Source organism: Vibrio sp. 10N.261.55.A10, assembly GCF_041470825.1.
Lineage (GTDB): Bacteria > Pseudomonadota > Gammaproteobacteria > Enterobacterales > Vibrionaceae > Vibrio > Vibrio crassostreae_C.
Map to the genome: position 1 here is coordinate 26,371 of NZ_JBFRNC010000038.1, position 23,702 is coordinate 50,072.

16 protein-coding genes and 2 pseudogenes are annotated in these 23,702 nt (G+C 45.1%); 11 read left to right on the plus strand and 7 right to left on the minus strand.

The features are described 5' to 3' along the window. Positions 1 to 289 precede the first annotated feature (289 nt). Together AB4274_RS12770 and AB4274_RS12775 are read left to right on the plus strand one after the other, a co-directional pair. Positions 290 to 2,659: a M4 family metallopeptidase gene (locus AB4274_RS12770; RefSeq protein WP_372112204.1), complete on the plus strand. Its 2,370-nt coding sequence runs from the start codon at positions 290 to 292 to the stop codon at positions 2,657 to 2,659. Positions 2,660 to 2,810: 151 nt separating this feature from the next. Next, positions 2,811 to 4,367: a M28 family metallopeptidase gene (locus AB4274_RS12775; RefSeq protein ID WP_372112205.1), complete on the plus strand. Its 1,557-nt coding sequence runs from the start codon at positions 2,811 to 2,813 to the stop codon at positions 4,365 to 4,367. A gap of 141 nt (positions 4,368 to 4,508) precedes the next feature. Here AB4274_RS12775 and lhgO read toward each other — a convergent pair whose 3' ends face one another. The 4 genes from lhgO to AB4274_RS12795 all read right to left on the minus strand — a co-directional run bounded on the left by lhgO (position 4,509) and on the right by AB4274_RS12795 (position 10,786). Beyond that, positions 4,509 to 5,726 (minus strand): L-2-hydroxyglutarate oxidase, encoded by a 1,218-nt coding sequence (gene lhgO / locus AB4274_RS12780; protein ID WP_136978610.1) that lies wholly within the window; start codon positions 5,724 to 5,726, stop codon positions 4,509 to 4,511. Between the two features lie 26 nt (positions 5,727 to 5,752). Beyond that, positions 5,753 to 7,930 carry a TRAP transporter permease gene (locus AB4274_RS12785; RefSeq protein WP_017061065.1) on the minus strand — a complete coding sequence of 726 codons (2,178 nt, stop codon included), beginning with the start codon at positions 7,928 to 7,930 and terminating at the stop codon, positions 5,753 to 5,755. Between the two features lie 184 nt (positions 7,931 to 8,114). Further along, positions 8,115 to 9,128, minus strand: coding sequence for a TAXI family TRAP transporter solute-binding subunit (locus AB4274_RS12790; RefSeq protein WP_017061064.1), 1,014 nt, complete (start codon positions 9,126 to 9,128; stop codon positions 8,115 to 8,117). 317 nt (positions 9,129 to 9,445) lie between these two features. Continuing rightward, a complete protein-coding gene (locus AB4274_RS12795; RefSeq protein ID WP_102321268.1) occupies positions 9,446 to 10,786 on the minus strand; it encodes a sigma-54 dependent transcriptional regulator in 1,341 nt (446 codons plus the stop codon). A gap of 230 nt (positions 10,787 to 11,016) precedes the next feature. On the opposite strand from AB4274_RS12795, the gene AB4274_RS12800 reads away from it, so the two are divergent. Then, entirely contained in the window at positions 11,017 to 13,080 is a 2,064-nt protein-coding gene (locus tag AB4274_RS12800) for an ATP-binding protein (RefSeq protein WP_372112207.1), read from the plus strand. Between the two features lie 112 nt (positions 13,081 to 13,192). Beyond that, positions 13,193 to 13,357, plus strand: coding sequence for a hypothetical protein (locus tag AB4274_RS12805; protein ID WP_016785428.1), 165 nt, complete (start codon positions 13,193 to 13,195; stop codon positions 13,355 to 13,357). A 20-nt stretch (positions 13,358 to 13,377) separates the two neighbouring features. Here AB4274_RS12805 and AB4274_RS12810 read toward each other — a convergent pair whose 3' ends face one another. Together AB4274_RS12810 and AB4274_RS12815 are read right to left on the minus strand one after the other, a co-directional pair. Beyond that, a complete protein-coding gene (locus AB4274_RS12810; protein WP_016785429.1) occupies positions 13,378 to 13,911 on the minus strand; it encodes an AAA family ATPase in 534 nt (177 codons plus the stop codon). Positions 13,912 to 13,964: 53 nt separating this feature from the next. Beyond that, a pseudogene (locus AB4274_RS12815) lies at positions 13,965 to 14,502 on the minus strand (hydrolase). Positions 14,503 to 14,692: 190 nt separating this feature from the next. Between AB4274_RS12815 and AB4274_RS12820 the strand changes: the two are divergent. From AB4274_RS12820 to AB4274_RS12845, 6 genes and pseudogenes are all read left to right on the plus strand, one after another. Further along, positions 14,693 to 15,262, plus strand: coding sequence for a porin family protein (locus AB4274_RS12820; protein WP_017070155.1), 570 nt, complete (start codon positions 14,693 to 14,695; stop codon positions 15,260 to 15,262). A 233-nt stretch (positions 15,263 to 15,495) separates the two neighbouring features. Next, positions 15,496 to 17,118 (plus strand): phosphoethanolamine transferase, encoded by a 1,623-nt coding sequence (locus tag AB4274_RS12825; protein ID WP_372112210.1) that lies wholly within the window; start codon positions 15,496 to 15,498, stop codon positions 17,116 to 17,118. 326 nt (positions 17,119 to 17,444) lie between these two features. Then, entirely contained in the window at positions 17,445 to 18,380 is a 936-nt protein-coding gene (locus AB4274_RS12830; protein ID WP_017062015.1) for a CorA family divalent cation transporter, read from the plus strand. Beyond that, complete coding sequence (locus tag AB4274_RS12835) at positions 18,380 to 18,955, plus strand: mechanosensitive ion channel family protein (RefSeq protein WP_017070158.1); 576 nt, start codon at positions 18,380 to 18,382, stop codon at positions 18,953 to 18,955. The genes AB4274_RS12830 and AB4274_RS12835 overlap by 1 nt, the downstream gene beginning before the upstream one ends. 18 nt (positions 18,956 to 18,973) lie before the next feature. Beyond that, positions 18,974 to 19,173: pseudogene (locus AB4274_RS12840) on the plus strand (AraC family transcriptional regulator); the annotation flags it as partial. A 134-nt stretch (positions 19,174 to 19,307) separates the two neighbouring features. Further along, positions 19,308 to 19,940 (plus strand): esterase/lipase family protein, encoded by a 633-nt coding sequence (locus tag AB4274_RS12845; protein ID WP_372112212.1) that lies wholly within the window; start codon positions 19,308 to 19,310, stop codon positions 19,938 to 19,940. A gap of 151 nt (positions 19,941 to 20,091) precedes the next feature. On the opposite strand, the gene AB4274_RS12850 is transcribed toward AB4274_RS12845, so the two are convergent. Next, positions 20,092 to 21,066: an arginine deiminase-related protein gene (locus tag AB4274_RS12850; RefSeq protein ID WP_017061193.1), complete on the minus strand. Its 975-nt coding sequence runs from the start codon at positions 21,064 to 21,066 to the stop codon at positions 20,092 to 20,094. A gap of 586 nt (positions 21,067 to 21,652) precedes the next feature. Between AB4274_RS12850 and AB4274_RS12855 the strand changes: the two genes are divergently transcribed. After that, positions 21,653 to 23,503: an ABC transporter ATP-binding protein gene (locus AB4274_RS12855; protein WP_372112214.1), complete on the plus strand. Its 1,851-nt coding sequence runs from the start codon at positions 21,653 to 21,655 to the stop codon at positions 23,501 to 23,503. Positions 23,504 to 23,702 lie beyond the last annotated feature (199 nt).

Consider the following 23,702-nt stretch of genomic DNA (forward strand, 5'->3'; position numbering starts at 1 on the left):
CTTCTATCAACCCAGAATCCGTTAATTGAGGCACAGATCAATTTACTCGAAAATCTTAATTTCCAAGAGAAATAAACACTTAATAAAAGTGTCATGATTTTATAAATAAACATATAGGTGCGTTCAAAAATAAACAGAAATGATAACTATCTGTAAATACGAGAAATATAAGTTTCATGAATAAAAGAGATCATTGCCATGCTACTAATTAATCAGATCGAATGATGTAAATTCGCTGTGATTAATTTGTTACGTTTTCTTGGATTTTACATGGAAAGAGAAAACAACAATGAAAATAAGAAAACGTTTAGTTGCCGTTGCTATAGCCAGTGCTATGTCTTTGTCAGTGCATGCAAGTGAATCCGTTCAAATCGATCAACCGATCAACTTTACTAGCTTCTCTGGGTTAAACGCTCAGTTAGGAGTCAGTAACGCCTCTAGCTTCAAGATGGTGAAAGAAGTAAACCTGAAAAAGCGTGGTATCTATAAAGTTAAGATCCAGCAGAACATCTGGGGAACACCGGTATGGGGACATTACCTAAATGCCACCCAAAGTGTCCAAGGTGGCGCACTTAAGTCCGTTCAAGGTCGCTACCTTAAAACAACGACCCTAGAGCGATCTTTTGTTAAGCCATCAATCAACAGCGCTCAAGCGGTTGAACTCGCAAGTAAAGATCTAAAGACTCAAGGCTTAACCAGCAAATCTCTAGACAACGTTCAACATCAGCTATTTATCTATCAAGGCTCTGTGAAGCAAGGCATCGGACAGCAAAGCGTAGATAAAACACGACTAGTGTACGTTGTCTCTTACCTAGTAGAAGGCAGTGAACAGCCGACTCGACCGTTCACCATGCTAGACGCGCACACAGGCGAAGTCATCGACCGCTGGGAAGGTATTGCCCATGCTCAGATCGGCACTGGCCCTGGCGGCAACGAAAAAACCGGCATGTACGAATACGGCACCGACTACCACTACCTTGATGTTCAAGAAGTGGGCACAGAGTGTGTAATGGAGTCTGAAAATGTCGTTACCGTTGACCTTAATGGCGCGACCGACGGCGACACCACTTACAGCTATGAATGTCCTCGTAACGAATATAAAGCCGTGAACGGCGCATTCTCACCACTCAACGATGCCCATTACTTTGGCAACATCGTGTTCGATATGTATAAAAACTGGTTCGACACAGCGCCACTCTCCTTCAAGCTCATGATGCGTGTTCACTACGGTGAAAACTACGAGAATGCATTTTGGGACGGCAGAGCCATGACCTTTGGTGATGGGGAGAGCTTCTTTTACCCGCTTGTTAGCCTAGATGTATCAGCCCATGAAGTGAGCCACGGTTTCACTGAGCAAAACTCAGGTTTGATATACGCAAACCAATCCGGCGGTATGAACGAAGCCTTCTCGGACATGGCGGGTGAAGCGGCTGAATACTACATGAAAGGCACCAACGACTGGATGGTCGGACGCAATATCTTTAAAGGCGAAGGTGCACTGCGTTACATGGACGATCCATCACGCGATGGCTCTTCAATCAACAATGCATCCGAGTACTACGATGGCTTAAACGTGCACTACAGCTCCGGCGTGTTCAACAAGGCGTTCTACCATCTTGCAACCACACAAGGTTGGGATACCAAGAAAGCGTTCGAACTGTTCGTGTTAGCCAACCAGATCTACTGGTCTGAAAACAGCGACTTCTGGCAGGGTGCTTGTGGCGTGAAAAACTCAGCAACCGACCTTGGCTACAGTGCCGATGATGTTGTTTCTGCGTTCGGTCTGGTGGGTGTTACCCCATGTGCAGAGCCACCACTGCCGCCAGAACCGGAATATCAACGCCTTGAAAACGGTGTTGAAGCCGCAGTTGCTGGTGAAACCGGCTCAAAAACTTACTTCGATATCGAAGTACCAGAAGGCCAAGACAAGCTAACGATTGATCTTGCTGTCTCTACTGGTGATCCGGATATGTATGTCGGTCTAGATTATGCGCCAAGCTCTCAAGAGAATATCTGTAAGAGTGAAAGTGTAACCGATGAAGTGTGTGTGATTGAAAACCCAACAGCCGGTCGCTACACGGTGAACATTCTGGGTTACTCAGATTACGCAGGTGCAAATCTGAAAGCATCATACGAATCAGGCAATGCTAACGTACCGCCAGTCTCTTCTTTCGAACACACCATTGTCGGCAAAGAGGTCGAGCTACGCAGTACAAGTTCGGACAGCGATGGCCAGATCGTCTCTTACCAATGGAACCTTGGAGATGGCAACACACAAACAGGTGAAGTGACTCATTATACCTACGCTGAAGCTGGCGACTACTTGGTGACTCTAACCGTGACTGACGATGCAGGTGTTGCAACATCAACAAGCAAATCGATCACGATTGAAGGTGATTCGGCAGAAGGCTTCCCACTAAAACTGAAGTTTGGTAACAAAAACCCGAATGGCAAAGCTCGCGTTAAGCTGGCATGGGATTACGACACCAATGACTACTTCGTTATTAAGCGTAATGGCAAGAATGTTGGTGCTACAGACTTCAACTCATACGTCGACAAGTTCCGTCACAACGGCACAGTGGATGTGGAGTACCAAGTGTGTACCTCAAGCGATATCTGTTCAGAAACCAAGCATTACCGCTTCATTAAAACTCAATAATCGAAAGTAGATTCAGGGCTCCTTATAGGAGCCCTTTTCGCTATTTGGCAATGAGCTATTTAGCGAATGAAACGTCTACATGAAAAACCTACGCATTACACAAAAATCGAACCCATCAACATAACAATACTCACGATAAAAAGGACGACAAATGGCTATTCAAAAAAGCATGCTAGCTTTAGCTGTGCTCGGGGGATCGTTAACCCTAATCAACAGTACTGCGGCTTACGCATCCCTAGGTATCACACCACCAGCGAACGAAGAGGTTTGGATCACCACCGATGCGGACGCACAACATATTATGACTCAACATGGCGCAACGGTTTACCCAGGCGTGACAGGAAACAAGCATTCCATCGTCGCGAAAATCAACCAGAAAGAGCTGGCGAAACTATCTAGCCACATGCACGAAGAAACCCACCGTTGTGGTGGCTACATGGTGCACGAAGACAAAGCAAGCGCACTCAAAGCGGCAGCTATGCCACTGACCATGAGCAACTTCGAAAAGCCAGTTATCAGCCATCAAGATACGGTGAACGACCTACTCGCTCAGGTCGAGCCGAACAACATGGTCACGACCATCGAAAATCTAACCAACTTCACCAACCGTTTTTATACTACTTCTACTGGTGTCGCTGCTTCAGATTGGCTTTTAGAACGTTGGGAGACGGAAATTAAAGATGTGCCTTATGCGTCTGCACGCCAGATCACGCATGCCGAATATCCGCAAAAATCCGTTGAAGTGACACTGCTTGGCGCTAAATATCCTGAAGAGATCGTCGTTGTTGGTGGGCACCTTGATTCGACCGTTGGATCTTGGACAAGCGAAGGCACCATCTCACCCGGAGCCGATGATGATGCGTCTGGTATTGCGACCGTAACTGAGTCGCTTCGCCTGATGATCGCCAGTGGCATTCAGCCAGACAAGACCATTAAGTTCTATGGTTATGCTGCAGAAGAAGTCGGGCTACGCGGCTCACAAGATGTCGCCAACGCTTTAAGAGATGAGCAAGCAAACGTTGTATCGGTACTGCAATTAGACATGACCAACTACAACGGTTCAGCGCACGATATCACCTTCATCACGGACTATACCGACAGTAACTTAACCGCCTACTTAAGCGAGCTGATCGACACTTACGCTAGTGAGATCAGTTACGGTTTCGATGATTGTGGCTATGCCTGTTCTGACCACGCCTCTTGGCACAATGTTGGCTACCCAGCTGCCATGCCATTCGAGAGCATGTTCAATGATTACAACCCAAGTATTCATACCCAACACGACACGCTTGAGAATTCCGATCCAACCGCAACACACGCGACCAAGTTCGCTAAGTTGGCGATTGCTTACCTTGTCGAAACCAGCCTTGATTCACCGGTTGCTGGCCCTAAAGAGCTGCAAAATGACGTCCCCGTTGAAGGGCTTTCTGCAGGATATGGTGAAGAGCAATTCTTCACATTTACGACGGAAAGTGCAGGTCAGTTAACGGTAACATTAACAGGCCCTCGTAGTGGCGATGCCGACCTTTATGTGAAACACAATGGCACCGTATCAAAAGCAAGCTACGACTGTCGCCCATACCAGAACAGCAGCAACGAACAGTGTGTGTTAGATATGCCTGCGGGTGAGTTCAACATCATGGTGCGTGGCTATCGCAACTTCAGAGACGTATCTATCGTTGCTAATTTCGTTCCTGATTGGCTGTAAGGTTAATTGACTGACTAACTAACGTTAATCCGAACAAACATGGCGAAAACTAAAAACCCGCGAGTTCGATCCCTTAATAGAATTGAGCTCGCGGATTTTTTATTCTCTTTGGAGAAAAGTTCGATCAATGATCTTCAGTTTTCATCTAGTCGTCTTTTTCATCACCTTAGTACAAATATACTCACCAATCGGCATCGCCGAAGTCGCTGCAGGCGATGGTGCATTACACACATGCAAGCTTCTTGGACTTTCAGCAAACAGGAAATCATGAACCAAGGTGCCATCTTTCAGCACCGCTTGAGCACGAATCCCAGCAGGATAAGGCTTAAAATCATCAACCGTAATACTCGGGCAGTATTTGTTCACTAGCTTTAGATATCCCGGTTTCCACCACGAGTTCTTAAACTCGACCAAACCCGTTTTCAAGTGATTCGCAGTCACTTTCCAAAAACCCGCAAAGCTCAGCATCTGCCAAGTGTCTTTGAAGCTAAAGTTAAGCTTGCCATAACCTTCTCGCTTCCAGCCTTGAACTGCATTTGGCCCTACTGTTACGGAGCCATCAATCATGCGTGTTAAATGCACGCCCAAGAAAGGCAGTTCTGGGTCAGGGATCGGATAGATAAGATGATTCACCACTTGGTTGTGCTTAGCGTCTAACTGATAATACTCACCGCGATAAGGCACGATTTGGAAGTCGGTTTCAATGCCAAGCATGCTGGTCATTCTGTCGGCCATCAAACCAGAACAAGTGATCAAGAATCGGCTATTGAGTTGAAGAGTCTGACCATCTACTTTGCACGTTAACTGCACCTCATCTTCTTGCTCATCGGCCAAGATCACTTCAGTACCAAGGCTAAGTTTGCCACCTGCTTCAACAAACTCTTGAGCCATCACTTCGGTGACTTTTTTGTAGTCGACAATACTGGTGGTTTTGACATAAATCGCACCCAAACCCGTGATATTTGGCTCGGCAAGTTTGAGCTGAGCTTGATCCAACAAATCAACATCAATATCGTTATCGTGGCAACGCTTATAGAGCGCATTCATTCGCTCCACTTCTTGCTCATTGGTCGCGACCAACAACTTACCGCAGTTTTCGACGGGGATATCGTGTTGGCTACAAAAGGCGATGGTGCGCTCTACGCCGCGTTTACAAAAATCCGCCTTTAAACTGCCCGGAGCGTAGTAAACACCAGCATGAATCACCCCGCTATTATGGCCAGTTTGGTGCTGCGCGAAACCACGTTCCTTCTCGACTAAAAGGATACTTTTATCAGGGTGAGCTTGCTGTAATTGCCAAGCCGTAGACACGCCAACAATGCCGCCACCAACGATAATATAGTCGTATATTGAGTTCATAATATTCCTACATTCAATCCTTTTAATTATAGGGAAGACGCGACAGTGTTAGACCCGGTTTGAGGTAACTTTTTTTCCTCACTTTCTGATTCCATTTTCACTTGATTAGCATCGTATTTACGACCGCTGTAGATAAAGATGCCAACAAAAATGGCAACACATACCAAACGGATCACGACTGAAACATCAGGCCATACTAGAGCTATACCTACCGCAACCAACGCTACTCGAGTAATAATATTAACTTCGCTCTCTAGATAACCTTCAATCGCCGCGATAAACGCGTAAGTACCAATAACAGCAAAGCCACCCGTGACTAACACGGAGATCACATCCCAACTTACCAAGTTAGTGTAGGCAATCAACAATGGTACTAAATACAAGCCTTTGGCTATCTTCCATGCCATTAATCCCGTTCTCATCGGGGGTGTTTTAGCAATGGTTGCAGCCGCAAATGCAGTTAAACAAACAGGCGGAGTCACGTTGCTGTCTTGCGATAGCCAGAAAATGATCAAGTGGGCAGAAAGCAGTGCAAGGCTGATCGCTTCTAAGCCAAGGCTCTGTTCAAGCAGAGTTTCCACAAAATCAGCAGGGACTAACGCAATCATCTCTTTGGCTGTTTCAAGTGCCATTGGCGCGTTCAGCAAATCAAGCTTATCTGGCGCAGCCAACATGAAGATAGCTTTCGCCTGTTCCGGTAACTGTCCCGAAACCAACAGGTCGAGCAACTGACTTTCAGCAATCAGTTTATACAAAGCTGGTGCAGACAGAGTACCCAACACGATATAAGCCGCGGTTACTGGTAACCCCATGCCCAGAATCAAAGACGCCAGTGCAATTAAGGCGATCATCACCAACAAATCGCCGTTCGCCCAGCTGTTGATCATCAACGAGAAGGTGTTACCAATACCAGTCGTGCTGATCACGTTGATCACCAGACCAATGCCCACTAGCAACACAGCCGTGGTCGCCATGTTTTTTGCGCCTTGAGAAAGCGCTTCGATGATCGCCTTTGGACCCATTTTGTGATTTTTAGAGAACCATGAAGCCACCACGACAGACAGAATCGAGATGCCCGCAGCGTAAGTCGGCGTAAAGCCCTTCACCAACAGAGTCACTAACACCGCTAATGGGATCAGGTTGTGCCAACCCGACAGCAATACTTTCAATAGAGGCTCACAGCCAGAAGTCACCTTTTGCACACCACTGCGTTTTGCTTCGATGCGCACGAAGAATGCCACAGACAAAAAGTAGATAAGCGCAGGAACGAAGGAAACCGCAATAATATCGACATAAGGAATTTGCGTGTAAGAGGCCATGATGAACGCGCCCGCACCCATCACAGGTGGCATCAGCTGCCCGCCAGTAGATGCAGCCGCTTCAACACCTGCCGCGAAGCGCGAAGGGAAACCTGCCTTTTGCATCAAGGGAATACTGATCACGCCCGTCGATACTGTGTTTGCTACGCTCGACCCGGAGACTGAGCCCATCAAGCCGGAGCCAATAACGGCAATGAAACCAGGGCCACCAATCACTTTGCCCGCCGCGGCACGGGATACATCAATAATGTAGTCGCCGACACCAGATCGAACTAAAAATGCGCCAAACAGGATGAACATGAACACGAAGGTCCAACTGATTCTTGAGATCGAACCAAACATCCCTTCTGATGAATAAAAGCTTCGATAAAGTAACGTCTCAAGGCTTAAACCCGGAAAATGAAAAATACCGCTGGTCCATTGTCCCCAAAGCACTACATAGCTTAAACACACTAAGATAAGCACTGGAATGAACCAGCCCATAGTGCGTCTAATCAGCTCGATGACGATGGCAATCGCCAAGATAGAGAAAAACCAATCACTGGCGATAAATTTTACGCCTCGGTCATAAAGGGCGTCTTCTGCGAAGGGGATATAGATAAGACAAGCCAGAGCCGCCAAGGCAATTCCGATGTCGACAGCCAGCGCTATCTTGCTATTTTTCAGCGAGATATGAGCGGGATACCAGAGTGCACAAATGATCGCAAAGCCAGCGAAGTGGGTCGCCGAGATCCAAAGCTCAGGCAAGGTAGATAAGGTGTTAAACCAAATGTGTAACAACGAGAGGAGCACTCCCATTGTCGTTATTGCTTTGCCCACCCACGGAAAATCCGTTCGGGTCGGCAGTTCAAATTTTTTCAGTTCCTGCTGCAGCGAATCGCTCATAGAAAACTCCTGCTCTCCGCAGCAAACACGAAGAGAAAATCCATAAAGTGAGGAGGTGCACGAACACATTCTTGAGCGAACGTGCACCAAGCAATTAAGTCACGAAGGGGTTAGTTGATGACAAACAGCTAGTTCGCGACAAATCATTAGCTCACGAACCAATAGTTACCTGACAAAAGATAAGCTAGTTAACGATCAACTCAGAAGGGATCTCGATGCCCATCTCTCGATAATAACGTGCAGCGCCTGGGTGAAGAGGAACAGGCAGACCTGCGATCCCTTTCTCAAGTGCCATTGCTTTGGTTGCTTTATGGATACCTTGTAGGAAAGGTAGGTTTTCATAGATAGCTTTGGTCAGTTGATACACATCGTCTTCAGAAATGTCTTCGCGAACTGCTAGGAAGTTAGGTTGGGCAATCGTAGTAATTGGTTTGTCGACACCTGGATAAGTGTTTGCTGGGATCTCGTACTTGGTCCAGATATTGTAATCGCCATTCGCTTGTTTGATCTGCGCATCGGTAAACGACAGGATTTGAATATCTTCACCCAAGGCAGCAAAGGCTTGTGTTACCGCACCAACAGGCACACCAGCAGGCGTATTCATGCCATCAATCGTGCCGTTTTGTAGTGCACTAGCACTGCCACCGTAACCCATAAAGGCGAGTTTAAATTGTTCTGGGTTAACCGATAGGCCCTGCATGATCTGGCGTCCTGAATTCTCAGTGCCTGAGTTCTTCTTACCGATAGAGAATTTCTTACCGTTTAGGTTCTCTAGATCGCTTACCGTACCTGTTTTTGCTAGATCTGAACGCACAATAAAGTGTTCTACATTTTGCCATAACATGGAAACTGAACGCAGTTGAGTTTGTCTGCCAGATTTCTCATATGGCCCCAAACCCTGCCAAGCCCAAGCACCATATAAACCTTGTAGAATTGCGAACTGAGCTTCGTTCTCGTTCAACAACTTTACGTTCTCACCCGAGCCCGCAGAGCTGATAGCCGCTAAAGAAAAATGCTGCTTAGGCGCAAGCTTAACTTTACTCAATGTTGCTAAGGCCACACCCACTGGATAATAGGTACCACCCGTTGAAGCCGTCGCTAAAATATAGCTGCGATCTTCTTCAGCTGACGCATTACTGATAAGGCCAAGAGAAGCCATTGCTAGCGCTAAAGTTTTAACCAGCTTGTTGTATTTCATTGTTACTCTCCATGTAGGGTTATTCACGTTATATTTTTGTTAACAACAATAGATAGCAAGCGTAATGCCAATTTTTAACTATTTGTTTTAATTTACTTTTATTTTAAAACCTATTCAAAATAAGCCGTTTTTTGCTTATTCCCCTGTTATTAAGTAAGCCATTTTTGGCTTATCGGCTACCGGAATTAACACCTGTAGATCGGGAAGCAAGTCACACCATGTTGCAGTTGTGTGATCAATGTATGTAAATTGATAAATATGCAATGAGCCATTTATTGCTCATTAAAAATCAACAAGCACTGCGATGAAGCCGCTCTCTAAGGGTCAACATAGTCACTTCGATTTAACCCATAACGCACCATCTTTTGGTTCAATGTTCGACGAGGTAAATCCAAATCTTGCATCACGTCATTGATACGCCCTTTATAACGAACTAAGGCATCATGAATCACTTTCCTTTCAAAGCTCTGTACTTGAACCGCCAAAGGGATGCCCGCCGTTGTGGACTCTGTGACAGAATTGGGACGACACGCCAAAATATCCCCAACGGTCAAGCTTTCATCCAATGCAAAACGAATCGCAACATTACGCAGTTCACGCACATTGCCCGGCCACGCATACGAGAGCAGTGCATAGCGATCAGCCTCACTGGCTATACGTGTTTCGGAATTGGCTTCTTGGGTGAAGTGTTCAAACAAAAGTAAGGCATCTTCTTCACGCTCACTGAGTGGAGGCAAATGCAGCTGGGCAACATTCAAACGATAGAATAGATCTTGGCGAAAGTCGGGGTGATTCAGTAGATCGCTTTTCGAGGCAGAGACCACTCGTAGATCAACATGTTGTTGCTGATTCCCCCCCACGCGTTCGACGACATTATCTTGCAAGGTACGCAGCACTTTTACCTGCATCGACAGCGGCATACTCTCTATTTCATCAAGGAACACTGTGCCTTTGTCGGCAAATTCCAGCTTACCAATGCGTCGTTTGGCCGCACCAGTAAACGCTCCGGCTTCGTGTCCAAACAGCTCGCTTTCAAAGAGATTTTCTGGGATTGCGCCACAGTTGAGCGGAACAAACGGATGGGTTTTACGTTGGCTGAATTCATGTAAGCAAGAGGCGACCAGCTCTTTACCACAACCCGTTTCACCATAGATGATCACGTTGGTGTCTATGGAAGCGACTTTCTGGATTTGCTCGCGCAGTTCACACATCACTTTACTGCGACCGATCAGCACCTGTTCAATGCCCTTAAGGTTATCCAGATAGTTCTGACGACTGTTTCTGTCTTGGCCACTTTGATGTTTATCTACCGCTTCCGATACCGTTTGAGACAGACGCTCTGGGTCGAATGGCTTCTCAATGAAGTCATAGGCACCTTGCTGTAAGGCTTTCACCGCCATATCGACATCACCATGCCCAGTAATCAAAATAACAGGCACATCTGGCACAAGACCTTTGAAACGCCCTAGCAGATCAACACCATCAATATCAGGTAAACGAACATCGGTGATAATGGTTTGAAAATCACCCTGCTCTACGGCGTTTAACGCATCTTGTCCTACTTCAAATGCGGTGACATCGAAGCCCGCCAGCTGCAACCATTGGCTGGTTGCTTGACGCACAATCGCGTCATCTTCAATTAAAGCAATACGCTGCATAGTTTGGTTCCGCCACTCTACATCTGATTAATATCGTCCACGGTATGTAAAAAAACCTCAGACGAAAAGGAGCTAGCTCCCACTTTGAATAACACTCCTTTAACAGTTTAATAATGTTTGTTAGCTTCGATTTGTCTCACACTCCACCTTCCAAGCAATAAAACAGTGAAGCTTCGTATCTCATTAACTTGAATAGGTAAATCACTAATTTTAAAAGGATTTAATCAAGCATGGTTAACAACAATCGATATTGGTTATTCCTATGTGCCTGTTTATTGATTGGATTGGTGCAGGTTACCACCAAGAATGGCATCAGCCAGTGGAAACTCGAGCAAGCCCAACGCTACGCCGAACAACGCTTCCTTGGTTACATTGCAGAAGCGAGGCGAACCCTTAAGCGTTTCTATTATCTGCCCTACCTGGTAACCAATGATGAAACCACGGTTCGTTTTATCGATGGTGAAGACCGCCTTGAAAAACGCATCAAGAAACAGCTGATTCAATTGGATAAAGCCGCCAATACCAAGGGCTGGTATCTGCTTTCTGGCGAAGGTGACTTGTTGGTATCGAGTGTCGAAAGAAGCAAACTGAGCAATAAGAACGCCAGCATGATTGTTTCTAAAATCCACCAGCAAGGTGGTGCGATTTCAGTGGTAACAAAAAACAAAGGCGTGACGCCCGATTACTTCATTGCCGCACCCGTTTATCGAGCGTCAGATATAGTAGGTATTGTGGCGGTACAAATCGACTTGTCGTTACTGACCGATCAATGGTTCGCCGATGGTGAAGCGATACTGTTCCAGAACCCTAGAGATCAGTTCTTCCTCTCCAGCGACAACAAGCTGAGTGCCGATTGGTTCAATGACACCTTCAATTCCCAGCCAACAGCTACAAAACGCGAGTTGTACGACCAAACCCATATTCGCGTTTGGCGACTGCAAGGTAAGGATTACCTGATTCAGTCAATCAAGTTAGACGACCTCAATTGGCGCTTAACCTACCTCACCCCATTAACTAGCCTCAACCAGACCACGAGTTGGATCAGTTGGAGCGTAGCGGTGGCCTGTCTCTTCGTCATGTTATTGCTAGTGATTCTTTACCAAAGACGCCAGAAGAAACTCAGTAACCTGCGAATCCAAAAGCTTATCGAAGAGTCGGAAAAGCGCCTATCCGGAATGATAAACAAGACCCACGTTGGGCTGGTACTGATCGATAAACACGGCCACATCCACGACATTAACCTGATGGCGAAGAACTACTTCTGCCTGTCCGATTCGATGATCAACAACATTAAGGCGTGGCAGTTATTTGAAGCGGGCAACCCAAACTCAACCACGCTACAGCTGCTAAAAAATCTAGACCAACACCAAGAACTGGCCGAGATCACCAGCGTCGAAACCATGGCAAGGCGCAGCGATGGTAGCTACTTTCCGGTACTGTTCTCTATAAGTGCCTTTCCTTGGCATGCGACCACTTATTATCTGTGTACCGTGATCGATATTAGTAAGCGTAAAAAAGCAGAAATTGCAGTGCAAAATGCCAATAAAACGCTGCAACTGCGAGTAGAAGAGCGAACGCAAGACCTAAAAGATGCACAGCAAGAGTTGGTCGAATCAAGCAAACTTGCCGCATTGGGTCGCATGTCGAGTGCGATTACTCATGAACTCAATCAGCCGCTTACTGGCCTAAAAACGCTACTTTCAAGTAACCAGCTATTGATGGAAAGAGGCGAGACCAAGATGTTGAAAGCGAATATGGACTTAGTCATGAGCCTGATCGACAGAATGGCTAACATGACCAGCCAATTGAAGTCGTTCGCCTTCCAAAGACTTGAAAAGCCTTACCCAGTTTCACTGACAGACGCACTGCAAGAAACCCTGCGAATTCATCAAGCCGAACTGGAAAACGTCGATATTCGCGTGCGTGTCGCTTCCAATATTTCGATGGTAATGGGAGAAGAGGCGCGACTTCGTCAAGTGCTTGGTAACCTGCTTAGAAACGCTGTCGATGCCACGCAGAATCAGAAACCAGCAACCATTGTGATCAGCGCTCATACCGAGCAACAACGCGTGATCATCAAGGTTCAAGATAACGGTTGTGGTGTGTCTGAAGATCAACTCGAAACCATTTTCGAACCGTTTCATACCAACAAAAAAATGGGCGAAGGTTTGGGGCTGGGGTTAGCTATTACAGCCAACAATGTACGGGATATGCAAGGCACCTTGATAGCAAAGAACAACCCAGACCAAGGCATGACATTCACATTAACGCTGAAGAATATAGATAGTGAGTAGTTACTAATAAGACTCAAAAATTACGATAATTGACTCGTATATATTTTAGCTTATTAAGAGAGTACATCTTGGTAGGTATTCGTGTCTGACGCATGAACCGGTTGAGCAAACAGTGACTAAAGTATCAACGAAACAATCAAGCAAGAACCTAGACATCAACCGCACTCTGTTCAAAGGGCAAGACGTTGAAACCGCAGCCAGCTGGCTACATAACACCAGACAAATCATTGCTGTCGGTATCGGTGGCGGTTCGACAATCGCCTCTCAAGAGCCGTAACACCGACTGTTTCGATTAATCTAACCAACCGAGGCTAAGATAAACTCGACTCGTACCTCAACAGATAGCTTAGGCACTTCCACCAGCTGATAACCAAACTGATTATAGGCTGTCACCATCTTTTCATAGGTGGCGATCGCTTCATCAAAATCTTGCTTGCGCTCTTGGTCATTGATGAAAATCGAATCCCATGGCGGGAAGATAAATACCTTGCTGTTGTATTCCAGTTCATTACAGTTATTCAGCAAAGACTCTGAAATAGGCAACGTTTCTAACAAGCTGTAACCGTATGAATCTACGATGCTTCTATCAAAGAAAACGAGTTGCTCACTTTCCTCAAACGCTTGGTAATTCGCTAACTCCTCTCGCACCATTTCGTCACGAAAAGTCACTTTATCTAACCACGGCAAGGCTCTACCTTGTTGCTCGACTTGTTGCTGAATCACTTTACGTCCAACTTCTGGTGCGCAGCGATAGCCCAGACTTTTCAAAGCATCGATGACTGAGGTTTTTCCAGATCCCGGCCCTCCGGTAAATACGATTAGATTGTTCAAATAAACCTCTTCAAAATGGAAAGTTAACGAATCGGACCTAAACGAAACCCAAGTTAACGAGTCAAGGATAGAATGAGCTTAAATTCTGGTGCGCGGCAATCTTTCACTAGCTCGTATAAGCTCATTTCTAATCCCGTAATTTGGACACCAGCGTCCTGTAATCGGCTGATAGCCAACTTCTTATTCAATGCTGTCCGTGAACCAATACAGTCGCCAACTACCTGAACCCTGTACCCAAGCTCCAACAAACCCAATGCGGTTTGATAAACACAAATATGAGCCTCAATCCCACACCAACCAAGTCTCTACATCCTTGGTTTGAACCGCCTCAACAAACTTGGGCTCATCACACGCGTTAAACGTGAATTTAGGTATTGGTTTAGCATCACTCAAAAGGTCATTGAGTTCATCAACCGTCGCACCTAGCTTCTCTGGATTCTGCTCCAAACGAATAATTGGCAGACCCAAAACCTGTGCGCCCTTAATCAACTTTCCACAGTTAGAAATAAGTGTCTCACTCTCATCAACAAGGCGTGCAAGCTTACCTTGCACGTCCACAACCACCAAACATGTATTTTGTTTCATTAGCATGTGTATTCCTTGTTTTTGGCAGCCTAACTCACTAAGCAACCGGATGAGCATTTTATCTACTATGTAACGATTTAGCTTACAAAGCCATACAGTAATACGTATAAGACTACGGAATAATGCTCACCAACGGTCGAAAGGCCGACAACAAAAATAATTGATACTGCATGACATTAAAGAGTGAGTAAGAACAATGAACAAATTCGCGAAATCAGCATTAGCACTGGGTTTAATCGGCGCGGTTTCTCTTCCTGCATTAGCAGCAGGCACTGACGGTGGTGCGTACATCGGTGGCGGTCTTGGTGTGTACCAAGATTCTGATACAGACGGTCAAGGCAACCTAGACTCAGACGGCATGGGTTACAACCTATACGGCGGCTACCAGTTCAACCGTATCGTAGGTGTTGAGCTTGGCTACAACGACTACGCAGACTACAAAAAAGGTACAGAAAAAATGTCTCCAACGTCTGTTTCTGTATCAGCAAACCTAGGTTACACGTTCGACAACACGATTCGTCCGTTCGTATTGGCTGGTTTAAGCTCTGTTGACCTACACGCAAATAAGAGCGCTGGTTACGATGATGACAGCGGTACCGGTTTCCACTTTGGTGTTGGTGTTGAATACACGCCAATCGAACATCTAACACTACGCCTAATCTCACAAGCAGACGCAGTGAGTGTTGAGAACGACTACGGCTTTAAGAAAGAAGACAAAACACTTGCCTTCAACAGCATTAGCTTCGGTGGTTCTTACAACTTCTAATGTGATTGAACCACATAGAATAAGCTGAACATACTAATTCACTTTGCTGTTCCACCTTGTCATGAAGGTCACTCAGTAAAGTGAATTTTTTGTTTCTACACGCACTATCGCGTCATTTCACTTTAGCCGGTTTATCGCTCACCATTACTTACTGAGCTTTATGCGTTGATATTAGAGCTTTCTTGGTAGCGAGACTAAAATAAAGGGATAAGAGACGCAGGAAAACAAGACCTATGAATCTACCAAGCTTTAACATGTCGATAAACAAGCTGCCTTTTGTGTTGGCCGTGTATTATCTGCTTGTCGTCAATCTACCTCTCTCCCAAGAACTGTTTAGTATTGTTCAGGCATCGAAGTCTGAAAGCGTTGCGTTTCTTATCTCCATTCCTATCTTCTTCCTTGCTGCCTTTAATTTAATCTTCCAAGTCTTCAACTGGCCTATTTTCTCTAAGCCGTTTTTCATCTTATTGCTGATCACCTCAACCTTAGTCAGCTACAGCATGTTCAACTACGGCATTTTTGTAGACTATGGAATGATAGAAAACGTCTTCGAAACCAACAGCGGTGAAGCAGCCAGCTATATCAGTGGTCACTCGATCTTATGGCTACTGGCTATGGGTGGTATTCCATCTCTCATCCTGTTGTTTACCAAACTTGAAAAAGAGTCTTGGAAGGATTTCTTTGTCTGGAAATCGATTGGCTTGCTCTCTTCCTTGATCGTCATTGCGATTATTGCCGGGCTTTTCTACAAAGATTACGTATCGATTGGTCGCAATAACTCGCACATCAAAAAGATGATCATTCCGACCGAGTATGTAGCATCAACAGTCAAATATATCAATAACACCTACATCAAACAGCCCATCCCCTATCAAGAATTGGGATTAGATGCTCAACTCAAGCCACAAGCAAAAGCGGCAACCAAACCGACCTTATTGGTGTTTGTGCTTGGCGAAACCGCTCGCGTGTATAACTACCAATATTATGGCTATGAGAGAGAAACCAACGCTCATACCAAGCCTTATAACCCGATATTTTTCTCTGATGTTCAGTCGTGCGGTACAGCCACCGCAGTTTCAGTACCCTGCATGTTCTCGAACATGAATCGCAGCAACTATGATCGCGACAAAGCCTACAACCAAGATAACGTGGTCGACATTATGAACCGCGCGGGCATTCACTCTATTTGGAGAGAACATGATGGTGGGGATAAGGCGGTCGCACATCGAATCAAAGAGATGACGCTCATCGCCAAAGACAGCGACCCATTGTGTAATAACGACGTATGCTACGACACAGCGATGCTAGAGAACTTCGAACAAGATACGCAAGATCTCAAGCAAGATAGCATCATTTTCTACCATATTTCTGGTTCTCATGGCCCGACTTACTTTGAACGCTATCCAGAAGAACATAAGAAATTCACCCCAGACTGTGCTCGCGCCGATATTGAAAACTGTACCAAAGAAGAAGTGGTCAATACCTACGACAACACCATCTTGTACACGGATTTCTTCCTCTCACAGGCGATGCAAAAACTAGAGAAACTGACCGACAAATACAACGTGGCGTTGATGTACGTGTCCGATCACGGAGAGTCATTAGGCGAAAATGGTGTCTACTTACACGGCATGCCTTATTCATTAGCACCGAAAGAGCAAACCCATGTGCCTATGATCATGTGGATGTCTGATGGCTTCGCCGAGCAGAAAGGGATAAACCAAACCTGCTTAAGAAAGGCGGGGAAAGAGCAGAGCTTTTCTCACGATAACCTGTTCGACTCCTTGCTTGGCCTAATGGACGTGCAAACCAAAGAATACCGAGAGAACCAAGACATTTTTGCTTCTTGTCGCTAGTGCTTTTGCTTATGTAAACCATCGGAAAACTCGAGTTGCCTGAGCAAGCTCTCCGCAACCTCCCCTAAAAAGAAAAGACCTCGGTCTTTTCTTTTTTTCGTCGCTAACATGGAGCCAGAGTGCTAATTTATAACGACGAAACAATGAGCTACATTTAATAGAGACAATAATGGAAGAGTCCGTCGTACTCCAAAGACCAACATGTCTTATTAGACTTCATCTCACTCACATCGCTCATTGAACTTACCACGATTAAGCTCAGTTCAATACCGCGCCTGAATGGCGCATAATATCAATGTTTACGTCATATCATTAAGGACAAATGAATGGACGCTTTCATAATTTCAAGCTGGCAATTTTCTGAGGGGGTGGCACATGAACACACCACCAGCCCAGCCTCATTCGAGCAATCAACTTGGTATCACTGCCAAAGAGATGCTGACGGTTTGAGAGAATGGCTCCACAGTAATACGGTTCCAAATGCCATCATCGATTCATTACTCACCGATGACACCCGCCCTCGGTTCGAACAATTTGGCCACGACTGTTTTTTGATGATTCTGCGAGGCATTAATCTAAACGAAGGTGCTAACCCTGACGACATGCTTAGCCTACGCATCTTATGGTACAAAGGCACTTTAATATCGACACGTAAAGTTCCTTCAAAAGCGGTCAGTAATCTGATATCTGATCTCAAACAAAACCAAGGCCCTACATCATTACCTGATGTGTTGTTGGGCATGATCCGTGGAATCAACCACAGTATTTCAACCTTCCTAGCACCCGTCGAACTATTAATTGACGAGTTAGAATCTACATCCAATATCGACATAAGATCCATTAACGCTCTACATTCAAGGCTACTCAGACTAAGGCGTTATTTGAAGCCACAGAAATACGTTTTTGAAGATTTAATGAGTGACCTACCTGCGCCATTGAGTAAGCACAACAGTCATATAAAGAACAGCCTTGATACCATCCTGAGAATTAACGAGTCTGTTGAGTTTTACATCGAACAAATTAATGTATTTTTAGCGAGCCTAAGTCAGCAACAAGCTGAAAAAATGAATAGAAATACGTACCTATTTTCTATCATTGCAGGTATTTTCCTCCCTGCTGGGTTTTTCACCGGTTTACTGGGTGTCAATATCGCTGGGATACCCGGAACAGATAACCCGATAGCATTTCCACTATTTTGCGTTGGGCTGCTCGTGGTCATAGCGGCAGAGGTCGTTATTTTGAAAAAATTGAGGTTTATTTAATGGTTGAGTTTTTGCAATCCAATATGTGGCTTAGACAAGTAGTTTTAGGTTTACTTCTTATCACTGTGTATTGGGTGATCAAACGCTTAGGTAAGAACTGGATAGAAACATTAGCGGAAAATAAACGTGTCGAATTGAAGCGAAAGCAGTTCGTGATTAAGTGTTTCAATATTGTTCTGTTTCTACTCTTCATCGCTGTGTTTACGATTGTTCTTAACTTGGGTTTTGGTGATATTTCTCTGTTCTTGTCTTCGATATTTGCGGTGCTGGGTGTCGCTTTATTCGCGCAATGGTCGATTCTAAGTAACCTCACAGCCAGCGTACTAATATTTTTCGTCTTCCCTTATCGCATTGGCGACAGAGTAAGAGTCGCGGAGAAAGACGAAGACATCAGCGGTGTGATCATCGATATCACCATGTTCCATGTTATTCTTCGACACAGTTCGGGCAACATTATCACCTACCCTAATAACCTGATCCTACAAAAAGGCGTAATCAAAGTTTTGGTTGAACCGGAAGCAAAAAGTGAAGCAGGTGATACTGAGCTAACCAAAACTGAAAATTCAGAATCATAAGATTTACTGGTGCCTTAGATATCGGCAAGTCAAACAGATAGACACAGCGAACTGATTCGTAAGATATTAAAAGAGCTTAGTTCGACATGGATTGCAAAACTTGGCGATAAAGGACATTAGAGAGAAGCTTCAATAAGGTAAAAAGTCTAACACCCAATACTTACGCCAAACAAGGCGGATTAACCATAGATGTGTATGGTGGAGTGAGATCGGACTAACCCAACCTTGCTCTATAACGAACGCTCTGTTTATAACTTACACCTCTGCCTTTTGTGTCTCATTCGTAGCAAGTTTTATTGAGTTTAGAATTGCGACTCCATATACTGGAAATACCATCAGACGGAGGGCAATAATGAATAATAAAAACAAACACATAGTTTTAATTCATGGTCTGTATATGCCTGCGTTGATCATGCAATATCTAGATAGAAATTTTAAGAAACGCGGCTTCACCACCCATAAGTTCGCCTACAACTCACTGCGCTTTCCTTCCGCAGCAAAACGCCTAAATCGCTTCGTGAATGCGCGCTTTGATGAACACGATAAGGTCTATTTCTTTGGTCACTCACTCGGTGGCTTACTCATTCGTCACTACTTTAAGTTTTATCAGCCCAATTTTGCCGACACCTGCATTATTACCGCAGGGACGCCGCACAATGGGGCAACTATCGCCAAAACACTGTCGAATCATGGGCTTGGTTTTATATTTGGTTCGAGCAAAATGATCTTAAGCGATGGCCTGGGTGACTACGATATTGATGTGCCGATTGGCGTGATTACAGGTACCTACGACGCCGGAGTCGGACGTATTGTTCTGGGAAGAAACCCGGGCGATGGCACAGTCACACTCGAAGACGCCAACCTGAGAGGAGCAACGGATACTTACGCCCTCAAACTCAACCACACGGCGCTCGTCTACTCCAAAGAAGTCGTAACACTGTCGGCTCAGTTCATCGAACACAGAGCTTTTAAGGACGCTTCATAGCTTATTTCCATTAGCTTTTGCGCGTTGACTCCTGTATCGAGCTCTGTTCTCTTATATGTGAAAGACAAAAACAAAAATACCACTCTGCGATAAGAGTGGTATTCAAAGATTCATTACTGAAAGTGAGTGCTTGTTATACTTTCTATACTTGTTACAAGCGATTAACTCGTGTTGGTAGGAACACCTCACCCAACATGCATCGCACCGAACCACCACCAATGTCTTCAATCGTTTTCACGTTAAATGGCAGCAGTTTTCCATGCGTCGAAAGCTGAGCTAACTGGGCTGGAGAAAACGCATCGTAAGCCGATTGAGACATCGCGATCACCTTGTCGCCATTCACGGTTTCAAGCTGCAGGATGTTGCCACAGAAACGGTTCATCTGATCAATTGAGATAGAGATAACCTGCTTATCTTTAGCAAGCGACTTCACCACAAAGCGGCGTTCAAACTCAGGAATCACTTCATCACAGATCACGCAGAAGTTATCGCCAATCGCCATCATCACATTGGTATGGTAAATCGGTTGGCCAGACGGTAATGCCGTTTGGAACGAGACCACGCGAGAATAACCAATGCGCTTCGCATAATCTTCTAACACTTCGCGGTCACAACGCTGAGAAAGCGCAGCGTAGATGGTCTTGTTGATATGGTCGATCACCATCACGCCCGTGCTCTCTAGATAAGAACCTTGCGCGATGTAAGACTCTAGAGACTCGCTATGGTTAACAATGCGACCCGACGCTTCTAACGCTTCAATAAGAGCATTTGGCTTAACTTCATTCTGACGGTTTTCACACGCCATAGGGAACGTGAATAAGCTTCCATCACTACAGGTACTGAACCAGTTGTTTGGGAAAACAGCATCCGGAGTTTCAACGCCCAATTCTGGGTAATCAAACTCTACAACTTGCACACCTTCTTTACGCAACGAAGCGACCATAGCTTTAAATTCGGCCATCGTTTCTACTTTCACCTCAGCTTCGGTCAGATTAACTCTGTGCTGAAATTCGTTATCACGTGCTGTTTCTTCGTTAAATTTAAACTCTTTTGGTGGCACCATAACAACGCAATTGGCGTTTTGAACATTAGTGATATGAAGTGATTTTTTGTGTAGGTTTAACATTTCAACCGTCCCTATCTTTTATTTACTTCAGAATTGTAAACAACTTGTTACGACAAGATTCACTGAAAAGAATATTGATTTGAATATTTATCCCAAACAATTACTGCAGATCTTAGATTAATCGGTAATTTTTACTGCAAGATAACAGCACATCAGAAAGAACCAACTGTATGCATATTCGTTAAGTCACTTTATGGATAAATATTCTGATTCCATTTTCTCGCCCATCACGAGTTTTGATTACAATTCAATCCATTTAACGTTAGGATTATCACCGTTGCATAACAATCAATTACGTTTGAAATCAGCTTAACTTTTCCTGTCTAATTCAATCTAAAATAAGCGTCATGAAAGACACTCTTTGGACCTTTCCTGCATCGCTTAGACAAAGTTTTAGTGTTTTAAAGCCAAGTGCCTAAATAGGCGCTAGAACAAAATCCATCGAATGATTTAATACTGATAAGAACCCATGGGCGCTTATATAATTTCAAACTAAGACAGTTAAATTTCAAATCAAGACTATAAAAACAAAGCTGCACCAACGATGCAGTCGCTTATAGATGCACTAGTTTATAAAGGGAAATCTATGTACAAGAAATTTGAAGGCTTTACTGAAGCCTTTCCAAAGGGAGAGCCGATACAAACTCCTACTGGCATACTGGCATTCTGCCGCCATTACACTCGAGGTTTCGAAAAACCATTGATTTTGCTCGGGTTGATGAGCATGACCATCGCGATCATCGAAGTCGCGCTGTTCGGTTACATGGGGCAATTGGTCGACTGGCTATCAACAAGCAACCCAGACACTTTCTTAGCAGACAACGAATCGACATTGATGGGGCTCGGTATTCTGCTGTTGGTTGTGATGCCAATCTTGATCAGTGTTTACTCGCTATTGCTTCACCAAACTTTGCTGGGCAACTACCCAATGTCGATTCGTTGGTTAGCACACCGCTACCTTTTGAAGCAAAGCCTGTCCTTCTATCAAGATGACTTCGCCGGACGTGTCGCGACCAAAGTGATGCAAACCTCGCTTGCAGTGCGCGAAACTGTGACCAAGATGGTCGATGTGTTTGTCTACGTGACGGTTTACTTCACGGCGATGCTGTTCATGCTTGCTGAATCAGATTGGCGCTTGATGGCTCCGATGCTGATTTGGCTATTCGTTTACATCGGTATTCAACTGCACTTCGTGCCAAAGCTAAAAGACGTGTCTTCAGAGCAAGCGGATGCTCGTTCACTGATGACAGGTCGTATTGTTGATAGCTACACCAATATTGCGACAGTAAAACTGTTTTCACACAGTAAACGTGAAACCGAATACGCTGAAGAAGGCATGGAAGGTTTCCTAGATACCGTGTATCGACAAATGCGCCTTGTTACTGGCTTCAACATCTGTGTTGAATTCGCTAACTACCTACTGGTATTCAGCATCGCGGGTATCTCTATCTACCTATGGCTCGATAGCGCAATCACTGTGGGTGCCATTGCGATTGCGGTGAGTTTGGCTCTACGTATTAACGGCATGTCGAAATGGATCATGTGGGAGATCGGTGGCCTGTTTGAAAACCTAGGTACCGTGATTGATGGCATTAAGACCATATCGAAGCCCATCGCTATCGAAGATAAGAAAGATGCGCAGCCACTTAAGGTTCCACAAGGCGGCATCAACTTCGAAAACGTGAGCTTCAACTACGGTGAAAACAAAGGGGTTATCAATAAGCTAAACCTAAACATCAAACCAGGTGAAAAAGTAGGCTTGGTTGGACGCTCTGGCGCAGGTAAATCGACATTGGTTAACTTGTTACTGCGTTTCCACGATGTAGAAAGTGGTCGCATCCTGATTGATGACCAAGAGATCTCGAGCGTTACTCAAGATTCTCTGCGTAGCAACATAGGTATGGTGACCCAAGATACCTCACTGCTGCACCGTTCGATCAAAGACAACATTCTTTACGGTCGACCAGAGGCATCAGACGAAGAAGTATACGCGGCAACTAAACAAGCACACGCGCATGAGTTTATCGAAACGCTAACCGACCCGTTTGGCAACATTGGTTACGATGCTCAAGTAGGTGAACGTGGCGTTAAGCTTTCTGGTGGTCAGCGTCAACGTGTCGCTATCTCACGTGTTCTTTTGAAAAATGCACCACTATTGGTTCTCGATGAAGCAACTTCTGCACTCGATTCTGAGGTAGAAGCGGCCATCCAAGAGAGCTTAATTGAGCTAATGGAAGGCAAAACGGTTATTGCGATTGCACACCGCCTATCCACCATTGCAGCAATGGATCGCCTGATCGTTTTGGATGAAGGGAATATCGTTGAAGAAGGCACGCACCAAGATCTGATTAACCAAAATGGTATCTATGCGCAGTTGTGGAATCACCAAACCGGTGGCTTCATTGCCGATGACCTTGAGCAAGCTACAAACGCTTAATTTTTGTGCTATTTTAAAAGTGCGATGTGATTCACAGCAATTTGTTTATTAGCGGTAAATTACACATGGCAGAATGTTATGTCGTAATTATATAATGACATTAACACCAAAGACGCCTCGCTTGCGCGTTCTGGAATAAGGCTAGACTTCGGGGGGAGGCTAGCCTTTTTTATGCCTGCTGTCCCGTCCTGAAATGTGT

What these genes read in the sequence shown, in the direction of transcription:
- AB4274_RS12785 (WP_017061065.1), bottom strand. Translation starts at nt 7,930, where the DNA reads ATGAGCGATTCGCTGCAGCAGGAACTGAAAAAATTTGAACTGCCGACC.
- AB4274_RS12800 (WP_372112207.1), top strand. Translation starts at nt 11,017, where the DNA reads ATGGTTAACAACAATCGATATTGGTTATTCCTATGTGCCTGTTTATTG.
- AB4274_RS12825 (WP_372112210.1), top strand. Translation starts at nt 15,496, where the DNA reads ATGAATCTACCAAGCTTTAACATGTCGATAAACAAGCTGCCTTTTGTG.
- AB4274_RS12795 (WP_102321268.1), bottom strand. Translation starts at nt 10,786, where the DNA reads ATGCAGCGTATTGCTTTAATTGAAGATGACGCGATTGTGCGTCAAGCA.
- AB4274_RS12775 (WP_372112205.1), top strand. Translation starts at nt 2,811, where the DNA reads ATGGCTATTCAAAAAAGCATGCTAGCTTTAGCTGTGCTCGGGGGATCG.
- AB4274_RS12820 (WP_017070155.1), top strand. Translation starts at nt 14,693, where the DNA reads ATGAACAAATTCGCGAAATCAGCATTAGCACTGGGTTTAATCGGCGCG.
- AB4274_RS12845 (WP_372112212.1), top strand. Translation starts at nt 19,308, where the DNA reads ATGAATAATAAAAACAAACACATAGTTTTAATTCATGGTCTGTATATG.
- lhgO (WP_136978610.1), bottom strand. Translation starts at nt 5,726, where the DNA reads ATGAACTCAATATACGACTATATTATCGTTGGTGGCGGCATTGTTGGC.
- AB4274_RS12835 (WP_017070158.1), top strand. Translation starts at nt 18,380, where the DNA reads ATGGTTGAGTTTTTGCAATCCAATATGTGGCTTAGACAAGTAGTTTTA.
- AB4274_RS12830 (WP_017062015.1), top strand. Translation starts at nt 17,445, where the DNA reads ATGGACGCTTTCATAATTTCAAGCTGGCAATTTTCTGAGGGGGTGGCA.
- AB4274_RS12770 (WP_372112204.1), top strand. Translation starts at nt 290, where the DNA reads ATGAAAATAAGAAAACGTTTAGTTGCCGTTGCTATAGCCAGTGCTATG.
- AB4274_RS12855 (WP_372112214.1), top strand. Translation starts at nt 21,653, where the DNA reads ATGTACAAGAAATTTGAAGGCTTTACTGAAGCCTTTCCAAAGGGAGAG.
- AB4274_RS12850 (WP_017061193.1), bottom strand. Translation starts at nt 21,066, where the DNA reads ATGTTAAACCTACACAAAAAATCACTTCATATCACTAATGTTCAAAAC.
- AB4274_RS12790 (WP_017061064.1), bottom strand. Translation starts at nt 9,128, where the DNA reads ATGAAATACAACAAGCTGGTTAAAACTTTAGCGCTAGCAATGGCTTCT.